Here is a 14,082-nt window from a genome sequence, read left to right on the forward strand (position 1 = left end):
TCCTTGCTCATCACCACACCATCTCCACGCTCTCTTCGTCCTCGGCAAGCAGGCCGTCGAGGAAGCGGCAGAAGTCATCGAGTCGCGGGTGATCGAACACGTCGGAGACCTTGACCTGCACCCCGAACTCGGCGCCGAGCCGGTTGACGATCTGGATGGTCTGCAGGGACTGGCCCCCCAGCTCGAAGAAGTTGTCCGTAGGCGCCATGGTGGCGAGCCCCAGGATCTGCTGCCAGATGGCGCCAACCCGGTTCTCGGTCTCGCTGCCCAGGGTCAGGGCCTCGCCGCCCGCCTGGTAGGCGGCCAGCAGGGCCTTGCGATCCAGCTTGTTGGAGCCGGTGCGGGGCAGCTGGTCATAGTGGCGATAATCGGTGGGGATCATGGCGGCAGGCAGCACCTTGGCCAGCTGCGCCTTGATGACCCGGCTGTCGCGCTCCGGCCCCGCCACGAAGGCCACCAGCCGGCGCACGCTGCCGATGCTCACCCCCTGCACGCAGGCCTCGTCCACCCCCGGCAGGGCCAGCAGCTGGGCCTCCACCTCGCCGGGCTGGATGCGATAGCCGCTTATCTTGAACTCGTTGTCGCGCCGACCCAGATAGACCAGCCGGCCATCCACCAAGCGCACCCGATCGCCGGTGCGATAGACGGGCATCAGCTCCGCACCAACCCGCAAGGTATCGAAGCTGCCTTGCACGCCACCCACATAGCCGTTGGCCAGCTGCGGGCCGAGCAACACCAGCTCCCCCTCGCTGGCGGGTTGCTCCCCTGCCCCCAGGATGAGCGCCTGCATGCCGGGCAGCGGCAGGCCGATGGGCAACTGGGCCTGGTTCGGGTCTTCCTGTTGCAGCTCCTGGGTGGTCACCACCACGGTCGTTTCGGTGGGGCCGTAGGTGTTGAAGAGGCGCACATCGGAGCGGCCCTGGCGCTGCCACTGGGCCAGCTGCTCGGGATAGACCGCCTCGCCGCCGATGATGACGGTGGTAAGCCCGGCAGGGATATGGGCCTGGCCCGCCGTCAGCGCCACCACCCACTCGTTCCAGAACGCGGTGGGCAGGTCGAGGTGGGTGATCCCCATCTGCTCCACCCCAGCCGCAAAGGCGGGCATGGATTCGAGCAAGGCGTCGGTGCGCAGCACCAGGGTGGCGCCGGCGCTCAAGGTGGCGAACACCTCCTCGATGCTGGCGTCGAAGTTGAAGGGGGCAAATTGCAGCATCCGCGCCTCTTCATCCAGGTGGTAGCGGCAGCGGGCGGCGGCGGCGAAGTGATCCAGCGCGCCGTGGCTCACCGCCACCCCTTTGGGCAGGCCGGTCGAGCCCGAGGTAAACATCAGGTAGGCGACGGCGCGGCCAGCGGCCGGCTGGTTGAGCCGATCATCGCTCACCAGATCCCCCGCCAGCAGGGTGCGCCCTGCAAACAGGCTGGCCAGCTTGTGGCGGTACTCGGCCTGGGTGATCAGGGTCTTGACCTCCCCCAGCCGCAGAATATGGCCCTGGCGCTCCAGCGGCTGCTCGGGGTCGAGGGGCACGTAGACGGCGCCCGCCAGCAGCACCGCCAGCTGGGCGAAGATGGCCTGGGGGGTGCGGGCCAGCATGACCCCCACCTTGTCGCCGGGGACGACGCCTTCGGCCTGCAGGGCGGCCGCCATCTGTTCGCAGCGGGCCAGCAGCGCCTCGTAGCTGAAGCGGGCCTCTCCCTGCGCATTGCTCTGAATCAAGGCAATCTTGTCCGGGGTCTGGGCGGCGAAGTGGCAGAGCGCCTCCAGCACCGGCCGCACCTGGAGAGCTTCATGGGCGGGGCCGGCGATCAGCGCCCTGGCTCGCTGCTCGGCCAGCCAGTCGGCCTTGAGCGTTCCCAGAGTCTGGGCTGGCTCGGCCAGCCAGCGTCCCAGCAGGGCAAACAGAGTATCGGCGATGGCAGCCAGATCCGCCTGACAGTAGCAGCCGGGGTTGGCGTCCAGATCCAGTCTGGGCTGGCCATCGACGCCGACCTGCACCTCGATGGTGAGATCCTCCACCGGGCCGGCGCTGATGTTGAGAATATGGGCAGATAGCGGCCCGAAGCGGCGAGCGTGATCGAACGGCATGATGTTGACCAGCGGGCCGAACAGGCGTTTGTCGCCCCCCACCAGGCCAAGATCGCGGCGCAGCAGCTCGTAGCGATAGTGCTGGTGTTTGCGCACCCCGCGCTTGGCCTTGGCCACGGCGCCGGCGGCGCCCGCCAGATCCAGTTCTTCACCCAGTGTCAGCGCCAGCGGGGTAATGTTCATCTGCATGCAGGGCACGGTCAACGATGCCGAGCCGATGCGGTTCATCATCATCAGGCCGAGCAGGGTCTTATCCTGGCTGCTCGCAAGCGACAGTTGGGCAGAGAGGCCGGCCAGCAGCAGATCGGGCCAGCCCAGCTTGTGCTCGTCGGCAAAGCCGGTCAGGGATTGCCAGAGCGCCGCCGGCAGCGGGCGGCTCTCGCGGATAAAGTCGGCGGCAATCGGCGCGCGGGTCTCGCCAAAAGATTTTACCTCGGGCCAGCCTTGCAGCTGCTCCTGCCAGAAGGCGCGGGCGGCGGCGTTCTTGCCGCTTAGCTCGCGGCTCGCCTCTTCCGCCAGCACCTCCGCCAACGAGCCGAAGGGGGATGGGGAGTTCATCGCACCGGCCAGCCCCTGTGCATACAGTTCGGCGATGCGCTGGAACAGCAGGGTGGTGCCAAAGCCGTCGAGGGCGATGTGGTGCACGCAGCTGTAGAGGTAATCGCGGCCGGGGCCGCGCAGCAGGGCGAAGCGGCAGGGCGGCTCTTGGGTCAGCTCGAACGGGCGGCGCAGATCGGCCCAGGCCCAGGTGCGGGCCAACGTCTCGTCATCGCGCTCGAGGGAGACCTCTTCATAGGCCAGGGGCAGCTCATGCGAGACGAAGCAGACCGCCTCGCCATCCTGCTCGAAATGGCCCTTGAGCGCCTCGCACTCCCCCACCGCTTTGGCAAGGGCCGCGACCAGCACGGCCGCCTCGACCTTGCCGTCGAAGGCGATGCACTCGGCGGTGTTGAACATCGCCTTGTCGTCATTGAGCAGATGTCCGGACCAGAGCCCCTGCTGGGGGATGGTCAAGGGGAAGCGGTTCATGGGGTCACCTCCAGCGCCTGGGCTGCCAGCCTGGCCTCGATGAGGCGCCACCAACCGTTGAGGGTCGGCAGCTTGGCGAGATCCACGAAGCCGAGCTCCACCCCGGCGGCGCGCCACTCGGTGAGCAGGGCCATGATCCGCACCGAATCCAGACCGTAGTCGATGAGGTTCTCGTCGGGGTCAAACTCCCCTTCGTCCTCGTCGATGTGACTCAGCAGCCGCGCCTTGAGCCCCTCGTAGGTCAGCAACGGATTGGTCAGTAATGGATTGGCGGACAACGAATTGCTCTGGGCGGCAGAAGCGGAAGCCGGAGCAAGGGCCAGCACCTCCTCGCAGCGGATCACCTTGCCGCAGCGGGTTGCCACATAGTCGAGCGCCATCTGGTGGTCGGCCAGGGAGAAGTCCGCCACCCCGTCCGCCAGGAAGAAGGGCTGGATGTCGCGCATGAAGGCGTCGCAGGCGGTCATCATGCAGCCGATATGGCCGTAGATGCCGCCGATGATCAGCTGATCCCGTCCCAGCGCTTTGAGCATCTGCTCGAGCTCGGAGCGCTGGAAGGCGCTGTAACGCCACTTGACCAGCACGGTGTCGTCACGCTCCGGGCGCAGCGCTGCCACCACCAGCTGCTGCTCGGGCCGCTTGTTGAGACCCGGGCCCCACATGTCGTTGAGCAGAGCGCGATCTTCAGGGGATTGATCCTTAGGCTGGGCGGTGTAGAAGACCGGAATGCCGAGGGCCTTGCACTGCTTGCGCACGGCGGCCAGGCGCTCGGTGAGCGCCGCGATCAGCGGGCTGTTTTCGCCATAGAAGGCGGTGAAGTACTCCTGCATGTCGTGGATCAGCAGGGCGGCGCGTTTGGGTTCCAGGGTCCAGTCGACCTTGTTGGCCTTCCACTGGCTGGGCATGGCGTAATTGTTCAGGGTTGGGATAGCCATAACGTCATGATTCCTTTTTAGTTTTATGCGGTTGTCAGGGACTGGTTGGCGGCGATGAGGTGCGCAATGCGCGCCCGCAGCCCCTGCTTGTCAATCTTGCCCACCGCCGTCATGGGCAGGGCGTCCAGGGTTTCGAAGCGGTCGGGCAGCTTGAAATCCGCCACTCCGCGCTCGCGCAGAAACTTGCGCAAGGCCAGCGGTTTGAGCCCCGGCTCTGTGGTGACGATAAAGGCGCAGCTCTTCTCCCCCATGGCGCTGTCGGGCATGGAGACCAGGGCCGCATGGGTGATGGCCGGGTGGTGCAGCAGCTGGTTTTCCACCTCTTCCGCCGCGATCTTCTCGCCGCCCCGGTTGATCTGATCCTTCTGCCGCCCGACCACGGTGAGGTAGCCATCGGAATCCTGTACCACCAGGTCGCCGGAGCAGTAGAAGCCATCGCTATCGAACACCCGGGCGTTGTGGGCCGGGCTCTGGTAGTAACCGCGGAAGGTATAGGGGCCGCGGGTGTGCAGGGCGCCAGGCTCGCCGGAGGCGACCGGGTTGCCCGCCTCATCGAGGATGCGCACCTCGTCGTCCGGGCTCATGGGGCGGCCCTGGGTGTGAATGACCTTCTCGTCGGGGTCGTCCAGCCGGGTGTAGTTGACCAGCCCCTCCGCCATGCCGAACACCTGCTGCAGCCGGCAGCAGAGCAGCGGCCCAATCTTGCTGGCCACCGCCTCCCCCAGCTTGGCGCCGCCCACTTGCAGCAAGTCGAGGCTCTCGAGCTGGGTGCGCGCAGCGGGGTCCGCTTCCGCGGCCTGCAACCAGAGCGAGACCGCCGGCGGCACCAGCGAGGTGAGGTTGACCCGGTGGCGGGCGATCAGCGGGAAACAGCTGATGGGGCTGGGATCCGGCGCCAGCACCACGGTACCGCCCGCCTCGAACACCCCGAGCGCCCCGGGGGAGCTCAGGGGGAAGTTGTGGGGCGCCGGCAGGGCGCACAGATAACGGGTGTGGGAGCCTAGGCCGCAGATCTCATTGCTGCGGCGCACGCTGTAGTAATAGTCGTCATGGGTACGGGGAATGAGCTTGGGAGTGCCTGTGCTGCCGCCGGAGAGCTGGAAGAAGGCCACCTCGTCCGCTGGGGTCGGGCCATATTTCACTGGCTCACTCTCATCCCCCTTCGTCAACCAGTGGGTCAGCCCCAGCGCCCCTGCGTCGCCATCCAGCAGCACCAGCTCAGTGTCGATGGTTGTCAGCAGCTCGCTCTCGCGACCCTTGCTCGCAAACAGCGGGTGAGCCAGCGAGCCGATAAAGAGGCGCGGAGTGATCTGCTCGGCATAAGAGAGAAGCTCCAGCCGGTTGTGGCTAAAGAGCGCATTGACCGGCGCGATGCCAGCCTTGAGCAGGGCGAAGAACACCAGATAAAACTCAGCCACGTTGGGGAGCTGCACCAGTGCGGTGTCCCCCACCCCCAGGCCGTGGCGGGCCAGATTTGCGGCCAGCCGGCTCGAGGCGGCGTCCAGCTCACGATAACTGAAGCGGCGCTCGCCGCAGAGAATGGCCTCGGCGTCGGGGGCCAGCTCGCACTGACGCGCCAGCATGGCGGTCAGCGGCTCGCCGCGCCAATAGCCCTTGGTGCGGTAGCGCTGGGCCAATTCGTCGGGCCAGCGGGTATAGGGCAGGAAGCGGTTGAATTGGCTCATTGCGCCACCTCCAAATCCAGGCCCAGTGCCTTGAGCATGGTGCCAAGCTTGGTGCCGGTCTCGGCCCACTCCATGGCGGGATCCGAGCCCGCGACGATACCGGCGCCGGCAAACAGCTCGACCTGATGGCCATCGAGCACCCCGCAGCGGATCACCACGGCCCACTCGCCGTTGCCCTGGCTGTCGCACCAGCCAACGATGCCGCTTAACAGGGCTCGCCGGAAGGGCTCCTGCTCGCGGATGAACTGGCGGGCCAGATCGGTGGGATAGCCGCACAGGGCCGGGGTGGGATGCAGCTGGCAGGCCAAGGAGAGCACCGACGCCTCGCCGCCATTGAGCCGGCCAGCGATGGGAGTGCCCAGATGCCAGAGGGTATCCGTGCTCATCAGCGAGGGATGAGCGGGGATCGCCAGCTCGCGGCAGTGGGGGGTCAGCACCCGGCGGATCTCGTCGATCACCAACTTGTGTTCATGCTGATCCTTGCGAGAAGCCAGCAGATCCCTGGCCACCATTTCGTCTTGCGCCGGTTCGCTCGCCCGTCTGGCGGAGCCCGCCAACGGATGGGTGAACACCTCTCCCCCGCTGACCCGCAGCAGCAGCTCCGGGCTGGCGCCAAGCAGACGGCGACCCTGGCCGAGCGGCAGGGAGAAGTGGAAGGCGTGGGGATTCTGGGCCATCAAACGGGCCATCACCTGCTTAGGATCGGCAGGCTGGTGCAGGGTAAGGGTGAGTTTGCGCGACAACACCACCTTGGCGAGCCGACCTTGTGCAAACGCATCCAGCGCTGCGCTGACCGAGGCCTGGAATTCGCTGGCCGGCGGGGTGCTCTGCACCGAGATGACCCGGTTGGCCTCGGGGGCCTGCTCGGCCGCTGTCACCGATGACGGCTCTGTCGGGGCAAGTTTCTCGCCCCACTTATAGTTGCCGGGCACATAGAGGCAGGAGGCCTCCGCCGGGTCGAACGCAAAAGCACCGATCAGCAGAGGATTGCTCTGGCCGGCGGCGCTGGCCGCGGCTAAGGCGCTGGCAATCTGTTGTTCCAGCAGGGGCCATTCACAGGCGGGGGTGGTGATGGGTTGCCCCAGGTCAGTGGCACTGATCGTGCCCTGACCCGAGGTAAACAAGAAATCAGGCGACATCTTCGCCTCGGCAGGTGCGCCATTTTCCATTACTCGAGTCTTCACGTCATACCCTCAAAGAAGATTCAAAATGATAATGATTATCAGTTTGACCTTGTGCGGCGGTAAAATACTCGCTTTGAAATCGCGGGGTCAATGGGATTTTGAATCGCCAAAACGGGAACTTGTCTGTGGATATGTCGGGGATGACGCCAGGGCGGGCCTGCTGGCGGTTAAGGGAAACAGCTACTCGAATGAAAACGGATTGCCATCCCCATATGGGGGATGCGACAGAAACCGGTCAGGGCGGCCCCACTGGCGGCCAACCTGCTTTGCCTCTAAGATGGCGCCACCTCTTGTGACAGCCCCGAAAATGGAACCCTCCCATGTTGAAACACCTGCTTCTGCTCCCCTTCGCCCTGCTGCTGGCGGCCTGCTCGCTGACCCAATACAGCGTCAGTGAAGGAGAGATCAACCAGTACCTCAAGGAGCGAGTCGCCTTCGAGAAACAGCTGGGGATCCCCGGCATCATGTCGAGCAAGATCCGACTCGATGACATGCAAAGCCGCATCGGCCGCAGCCAGGCCGACAAGGTCGAGCTGGATGCCGCCGGCGAGCTGCAGGTGGCGAGCCCGCTGGGCAGCCAACAGATGAAGATCCGCCTCTCCCTGCGGGCACGCCCGGACTATGTGGCCGAGCAGGGCGCCATCTATCTGCGCGATCTCGAGCTGCTCTCCGTCAAGACCGAGCCGGCGGACGTGGGCACCGCCCTCTCCCCGCTGCTGCCCACCTTCAACCAGTCGCTCTCCCTGTTCCTCTCCCAGACCCCCGTCTACCGGCTCGATGGCAGCCGCCAGAACGAGGCGCGGATCAAGGAGAAGGTCGAAGCCCTCAAGGTGGAGCCGGGCCGACTGGTCATCCCCTTCAAACTGATGTGACACCTGCCGCCGCGCCTCTCCTCTTCACCCCACCGGGGCGCGGTTTTTTTCTTCTCAAGCCCCGCCCCTTGCCCCATAATGCACACCATTCTCATTTAGATTCATGAGAAGCGTCATAATAAAATCAACAATATGGTGAGAAGGACATGAGAAAAACCGTACTGGTGCAGGCGATCGCCTGCGCACTCCTCAGCAGCGCCGCACAGGCTGCCGTCAAGGTGGAGGACAAGACGTTCAACACCGCCGCCAACATGCTGGCCTACACCGAATTCGAGCTCTCCGGCGAGCCGCTGGCCGAGGCCCTCGGTCTGGATCTGGATGTGCTGGACGCCAACCGCGCCGACGAGCCGACCCCGTTCGACTTCGCCGCCGGCATCGAATCCTATGAATACTCCGAAGAGGCAATGTACGCCCTCAACTACCAGTCCGGCATGGGCCCCCATCTGGTAAACGGGCCGCAAAACCAGGCCCGTGGCGGCACCCTGGCCGACCTGGGCAAACGGGTGCTGGCCATGGCAGAGGCCGTCGGCTTCCCCGCCGATGAAATTCCCCAGGGCATGTATCCCCTCTCCCTGCCCTACGCCTCCGCCAACCCGGAGTTCGCCCAGGCCGTGAACGCCACCCCGGTCAACGGTGACCAGATCACCATCAAGACCGCCAAGGGCAACGAGAAGAGCGTCAAGACCCAGGTCCCCGCCTACTTCCGCGACTACGCCACCCTGCGCTGGAGCGGCAGTGACAACCTGCTGGTCCCGGCCGCCGTGGGCGGCATCCTGCTCAAGGAAGTGATGTGGTCCCAGGATTTCCTGGGGGGCATGCACGTGGCCGAGACCGATGAAGAGGTGGAAGCCGCGTCCGCCACCATGGATCAGGACGGCAAGCACAAGCTGGGGGTTTCTGCCGCCGACGGCTTCAACGGCATGATGCTGACCGAGCAGTCCATCGACAAACTCGCCATCCTGCAAGGTCAGCTCGGCTTTGACGGCAAGACCCTGGGCGCCAAGATCACCCCGCAGTACGATCCGGCCAAGGGGGTTGTCTACTTCCCTCATCAGGTGAAGGTAACCGAGACCAGCAAGAACGACGCCGGGGCCATCGGCAAGCTGGAGGTCGTGGACGGCTCCGCCCAGTTGCGCGACGCCTGGATGCTGCTGTGGCCCCTCTCCGAGTTCTACGCCTTCAGCGATCAGCGCACGGCCAACACCAACCAGAACCCGGCCTTCCACGCCGTGTTTGACGGTGCCCCGTTCGCCGCCGCTCCGGCTGCCAACCAGACCAACGATCTGGGCAAGGCGGTGGCGGGCAGCGATGCCTTCTCCCTGGCCCAGAACCTCTCCAACCTCACCTTCAAGAACCTGCTGGCCCTGCACTTCGAGCCCAAGGCTGGCACCCTGGTCGACAGCTGGCAGGCTGGCAAACAGGCCGGGCACGTCACCACCTTCGACGCCGCCTACGCCCTGGTCGCCCTGCAGATCTTCCAGCGCGCCCAGGATGCGCTGCCGGTGGGTTACGCCGCCGGTGACAATGGCGAGCTGAACCTCAAGACCCCGCAGGGTGAGCAGGCGATCGCACTGGTCCGCAAGCAGGCCGATTTCATCCTCGCCAACCTCAAGGGCAAGAACGGCCTGGTCCATGACGGTCTTACCCTGGGCGGCAAGCTTGACGCCGGTCAGTCCATCGACGCGCAGTTCGCCGCCATCCGCGGCCTGACCGCCGCCTTCCTGGCCACCTCGGATGCCAAGTACCGCACCGCGGCGCGCGAGCTCTTCATCGCCGCCGACAAGGCCTACTTCAAGGCCAAGGCCGGTACCTGGCTCGCCGGCAAGCAAGGTGAATACACCCCCTGGACCCAGGCCGCCATCTCCGGCGCCCTGCGCTCTGCCATGCTGAACCTACGCAACGAAGGGGCCGAGAAGGCACCCGAACTGGAGCTGGCCCAGTTGACCCAGCGCTACGTGAGCTGGTTCCGTGGCACCGTCAACGGCGGCATGCAGATGGCTGAGTGGATCGGCGACTCCGGCGAGAACGTCATCGAGGGTGCCGGCAGCGACACCGACGAAGATGGCGTCCCGCAAGTGACCGCCGCCGGTGGCAAGCATGGCACCGCCATGGTGATGGCCGGCAAGGCCCTGGTCAGCGAGAAATAAATCGACCACCAATAGAAAGGGAGCCCAGGGCTCCCTTTTTTTGTCTGTGTCGACGAGGTTAGCCGAGCTTGGCCAGCATCGGCTTGGTCACCAGCACGATGCCCTGCTCGGAGCGGTAGAAGCGGCGTGCATCCTCGTCCGCGTTCTCCCCCACCACCAGGCCGTCTGGCAGCTTGCACCCCTTGTCCACCACCACCCGGCGCAAGCGGCAACCAGCCCCGATCTCGACCCCGGGGAAGATCACCGCCTGATCCAGGGTACAGAAGGAGTGCACCCGCACGTTGGTGAACAACACCGAGTTGAGCACGAAGGAGCCGCTCACGATGGAGCCCCCCGCAAACATGGAGTTGATGGTCATGCCGTGCTGGCCGTTTCTGTCCTGCACGAACTTGGCCGGTGGCGACATGTTCTGGCTGGTCCAGATGGGCCAGTTCTCGTCATAGATGTCGAGCTCGGGCACCACGGAGGCAAGGTCCATGTTCGCCTCCCAGAACGAATCCAGGGTCCCCACGTCGCGCCAGTAGGGTTTTTGCCTCTCCTTGGCCCCGACACAGGACATGTTGAACGGGTGGGCAAAGGCCTTGCCCTCGCCCACGATGCGCGGGATCACGTCCATGCCGAAATCGTGCTTGGACTCCAGATTGTGGATGTCCTCTTCCAGCAACTGGTAGAGGTACTCCGCCTCGAAGATGTAGATGCCCATGGAGGCCAGCGAGCGATCCTCGCAGCCCGGCATGGCGGGCGGATTGGCCGGTTTCTCCACGAAGGCGCGGATCTTGCGTTGCTCGTCGATGTCCATGACGCCGAAGGCCGATGCCTCACAGCGCGGTACCTCGATACAGGCCACCGTCACCTTGGCGCCGAGGCGCACGTGATCGAGCAGCATGGCGGCGTAGTCCATCTTGTAGATGTGATCCCCCGCCAGCACCACGATGTACTTGGGACCGTAGTCACGGATGATGTCGACGTTCTGGTAGATGGCGTCTGCGGTGCCGCGATACCAGTGCACCTCGTCCACCCGCTGCTGGGCGGGCAGCAAGTCGATGAACTCGTTCATCTGGTAGCGCAGGAAAGACCAGCCCGATTGCAGGTGGCGCAACAGACTGTGGGACTTGTACTGGGTCACCACACCCACCCGGCGGATGCCGGAGTTGATGCAGTTGGAGAGCACGAAGTCGATGATACGGAATTTGCCGCCAAAGTGGACGGCGGGCTTGGCGCGGTTATCGGTCAACTGCTTCAGGCGGCTGCCCCGTCCCCCTGCGAGCACCAAGGCCATACTCTGATTCAATAGTTGCCGTGCTTTGGCGGTGTCTACGGGTTCTAGCAACATATCTACCTCTGCTCTGTTGGGGCTGTTTTCAACCCATCTTCGTTTTTTTTACAGACCATGAAAGTGTTTTCACTCACATTTAGTTGCATTCCGCCGGCGCTTTATCGTGGAGTTGCGTGAGTACTCATGTTTTGCGCCAGCGACTTGGTTAGAATTTCTACATCATGAACATCATCAAGGATGAAACGATGTTGAATAAACATGAGGGAAACCTGCTGCTGGTCAGCGCACTGGTCTGCATTCCCATGCTGCTGTTGCAGGGAGTGCTGCTCGCCCCCCCCGCCTCACCGCTCACCCTGCTGCTGGTCCTGATGACCACCCTGACGGGATTCGCCCTGCTGCTCTTTCTCACCCACAGCGTGCGCCGTGGGGAAAAGGCGAGGCAGGAGCAACGCTGGCTGCTGGCGCTGCAGCAGCGGGATCCCGCCATGCTCTACAGCGTACAGGCACAAACGGCTCTGCGCCAGCTCCTTGCGTCCTTCAATGAGGCCGAGATCGATGCCCACCGCCAGATCACCGAATTGCACAATCAGGCGACCCGGGACGAGATGACGGGCCTTGGCAACCGCCACGCCTTCCGGCGCGATCTGACCGAGCTGCTGCAACAGGAAAACACCCAGACCGCCATCCTGGTGCTCATCCGCGCCACCGAGCTCGGGACCCTCAACGCCCAGCGCGGCTTCCAGTCCGGGGATGCCTACATCCGGGACATCGCCGCCCTCATCAGCCACACCGTCAGCCGCTTCCCGGGCCACCGGGTCTATCGCATCTCGGGGGCCGATTTTGCCGTCCTGCTGCCCCCCCTGGCCCAGATCCCGCCCCATCTGCTGGGACGGGATCTGAAGCTCGCCTTCGATCGCTATCAGCACGATCACGAGCTCGAGAGCGCCGCCTACTCGGGCATGACCCGCTTGAGCAGCGAGCAGAAGATAGAGGCCATTCTGGCCCGGGCGGATCTCGCGCTGGCCCGCGCCCAGACAGAGGTAGTCAATGGCTGGGCCATCCAGCAGAACGACGAGGTGGTCGAAGTGCAGGGTCAGCGTCACTGGACCCAGGTGCTGACCGAGCTGCTGGAGCAGGAGAGCGTCAACTTCACCTGCCAGCCTATCCAGCCCCTGCATCGCGGCATGCTCGCCTATCACGAGATCTATCCCCGCTTTTGCAGCAGCGACGGCACCGTGCTGCCAAGTGATACCCTGCTCGCCATGGCGCAGCGGCTGGACATGGTACTGCGCCTGACCCAGATGGTGATCCGCCACGTCATCCGCCAATACCGCGCCTTCGGAGGCCACAACAGCCGATGGGGTCTCAACCTGCCGGGCTCCCTGCTGCAAAACAGCGCCTTTCTCATCTGGCTGGATCACCAGTTGCAAAAAGACCCCGACATCGGGGCCAACCTGGTGTTCGAGCTCGACGAGGAGCACCTGGAGCGCAACCTGACCGGGTCCAGGCGGCTGTTCGAGCTGCTCAGGCGCCACGGCAGCCGCTCGGCCATCTGCAACTTCGGCAAGGGGATCGGCTCCTTCAGCCTGTTTCGCGAGCTCAAACCCGACTACATCAAGCTGGACCCCGGACTCATCACCGAGCTGGAGCAGGATCTGACCAATCAGCAGTTCGTGCGGATGATCGTCGACGTCTCCCATCGCATGGGCTGCCTGGTGATCGCGGAAGGGGTGGAACAGATAGGCCAGAAGCAGATGCTGCAGAGCATGTATGTGGACGGCTTGCAGGGCTACCTCATCGCCCGGCCCCAGGAGCTGGGACCGGAGATCGGTCAGATGGGGATCTTCACGGAGACGGTTTCAGCTTCAACAGGGTCAGAATGATGTCGTTGAGCTGGCGATAGCGCTCCAGCTCCTTCTGATCGTAACGGGTCGCCAGCATGGTCGGGTTGTGGCGATGCTTGAGGTAGCGGTTGATCTGCAGGCGGTTGAACCCGGCCACCTTGTAGATCTGGCCGAGCAGGGCATTGAGCTCGTCGTCCGCCAGCCCGGCCCGGGTCAGGTAATCGGGTTGGGACGGGCTCTCATGGCGGGCCGTGACCTTCTCCAGCTGGCCACGCTCCTGCAAATAGGTGAGCCACTGCTCCACGTAGAGCGGCTTGCAGCCCCCCAGCAGATTGAAGTACCCCACGGCATCGCAGCGGCACCCGCTCAGCAGCACCAGGGCCAGCTCGTCGCTGTCACACTGAAAGCTCACCGGGCCGCTCTGGCTCCAGTCCAGCGCCTGCACCTGGATCCTCCCCTGCGCCCCCGCCTTCGTGGTCACGTCAAAGACAAACATGGCACCTCCCGATCGGCAAAGGGTTGATGATGACCCATCCCCGGGACGGGTGCAAAGGCAAATCGCCTTTTCATGGCCCATGGCGGCCATAAAAAAACCGGCCCCCCGAAGGGGGCCGGTTCATCACAATCCGGCAGGACGGCAGACTCAGGCGTCCAGTTCCACCAGCGCCTTGGCCAGCTCGATGGGCTCGAGCTCCTGACCTTCCAGATCGGCGTTCCAGTTCGGGCCGACCAACACGTCGTCCTCGTCCAGATCGTTGATCCAGATGTCCAGGAACTCTTCGAGCTCGATCACTTCCGGCTCGTAATCCGCCCACTCGTCCACGCAGTGCAGGCGGGCATCCCCTTCGGCGGACCAGAGCGGCATCACGTCCGCATCTTCGAACTCGGCGGAGCGGCACACCACCCAGTCTTCACCGTAGCGCAGACCCCACACCTGACCCGACTCGCGGACTTCTTCGATGAACAGCTGGAAATTGGCGTCAAGATTGTCAGTTAGTTTGCTCATGGGGTCTCTCTCTTGCAAAGC

The 14,082-nt window shown here is 64.5% G+C and carries 10 protein-coding genes; 3 read left to right on the top strand and 7 right to left on the bottom strand.

Going from position 1 to position 14,082, the window contains the following annotated elements:
• Nucleotides 1-10: 10 nt before the first annotated feature.
• From amoF to OKC30_RS01215, 4 genes are read right to left on the bottom strand one after another with little or no spacing between them, the layout of a single operon-like run.
• Nucleotides 11-3,112 (bottom strand): amonabactin biosynthesis non-ribosomal peptide synthetase AmoF, encoded by a 3,102-nt coding sequence (amoF, locus tag OKC30_RS01200; RefSeq protein ID WP_270674404.1) that lies wholly within the window; start codon nt 3,110-3,112, stop codon nt 11-13.
• On the bottom strand, nt 3,109-4,047 hold the full coding sequence (gene amoB / locus OKC30_RS01205) for an amonabactin biosynthesis bifunctional protein AmoB (RefSeq protein ID WP_160836942.1): 939 nt from the start codon (nt 4,045-4,047) through the stop codon (nt 3,109-3,111). Before amoB ends, amoF begins: the two co-directional genes overlap by 4 nt.
• A gap of 23 nt (nt 4,048-4,070) precedes the next feature.
• Entirely contained in the window at nt 4,071-5,732 is a 1,662-nt protein-coding gene (locus OKC30_RS01210; RefSeq protein ID WP_160836944.1) for a (2,3-dihydroxybenzoyl)adenylate synthase, read from the bottom strand.
• Nucleotides 5,729-6,916 (bottom strand): isochorismate synthase, encoded by a 1,188-nt coding sequence (locus OKC30_RS01215; RefSeq protein ID WP_160836946.1) that lies wholly within the window; start codon nt 6,914-6,916, stop codon nt 5,729-5,731. Before OKC30_RS01215 ends, OKC30_RS01210 begins: the two co-directional genes overlap by 4 nt.
• Before the next feature lie 320 nt (nt 6,917-7,236).
• On the opposite strand from OKC30_RS01215, the gene OKC30_RS01220 reads away from it, so the two are divergent.
• Both OKC30_RS01220 and OKC30_RS01225 read left to right on the top strand, forming a co-directional pair.
• Nucleotides 7,237-7,788 (top strand): lipoprotein, encoded by a 552-nt coding sequence (locus OKC30_RS01220; protein ID WP_039038906.1) that lies wholly within the window; start codon nt 7,237-7,239, stop codon nt 7,786-7,788.
• 146 nt (nt 7,789-7,934) lie between these two features.
• Nucleotides 7,935-9,935 carry a hypothetical protein gene (locus OKC30_RS01225; RefSeq protein ID WP_160836948.1) on the top strand — a complete coding sequence of 667 codons (2,001 nt, stop codon included), beginning with the start codon at nt 7,935-7,937 and terminating at the stop codon, nt 9,933-9,935.
• 58 nt (nt 9,936-9,993) lie between these two features.
• Here the strand turns inward: OKC30_RS01225 and glgC are convergent, their stop codons facing one another.
• On the bottom strand, nt 9,994-11,268 hold the full coding sequence (gene glgC / locus OKC30_RS01230; protein WP_270667895.1) for a glucose-1-phosphate adenylyltransferase: 1,275 nt from the start codon (nt 11,266-11,268) through the stop codon (nt 9,994-9,996).
• Nucleotides 11,269-11,456: 188 nt separating this feature from the next.
• Here glgC and OKC30_RS01235 point away from each other — a divergent pair, with 188 nt between their 5' ends.
• Nucleotides 11,457-13,094 (top strand): EAL domain-containing protein, encoded by a 1,638-nt coding sequence (locus tag OKC30_RS01235; RefSeq protein WP_270661882.1) that lies wholly within the window; start codon nt 11,457-11,459, stop codon nt 13,092-13,094.
• On the opposite strand, the gene OKC30_RS01240 is transcribed toward OKC30_RS01235, so the two are convergent.
• Nucleotides 13,057-13,551, bottom strand: a complete 495-nt coding sequence (locus OKC30_RS01240) for a hypothetical protein (protein ID WP_160839318.1) — start codon at nt 13,549-13,551, stop codon at nt 13,057-13,059. The two genes, OKC30_RS01235 and OKC30_RS01240, sit on opposite strands and share 38 nt — an antisense overlap.
• 147 nt (nt 13,552-13,698) lie before the next feature.
• On the bottom strand, nt 13,699-14,061 hold the full coding sequence (locus OKC30_RS01245; RefSeq protein WP_010674427.1) for a DUF2750 domain-containing protein: 363 nt from the start codon (nt 14,059-14,061) through the stop codon (nt 13,699-13,701).
• Nucleotides 14,062-14,082: the final 21 nt, after the last annotated feature.

It is taken from the genome of Aeromonas sp. QDB18 (genome assembly GCF_027705325.1).
GTDB lineage: Bacteria > Pseudomonadota > Gammaproteobacteria > Enterobacterales > Aeromonadaceae > Aeromonas > Aeromonas caviae.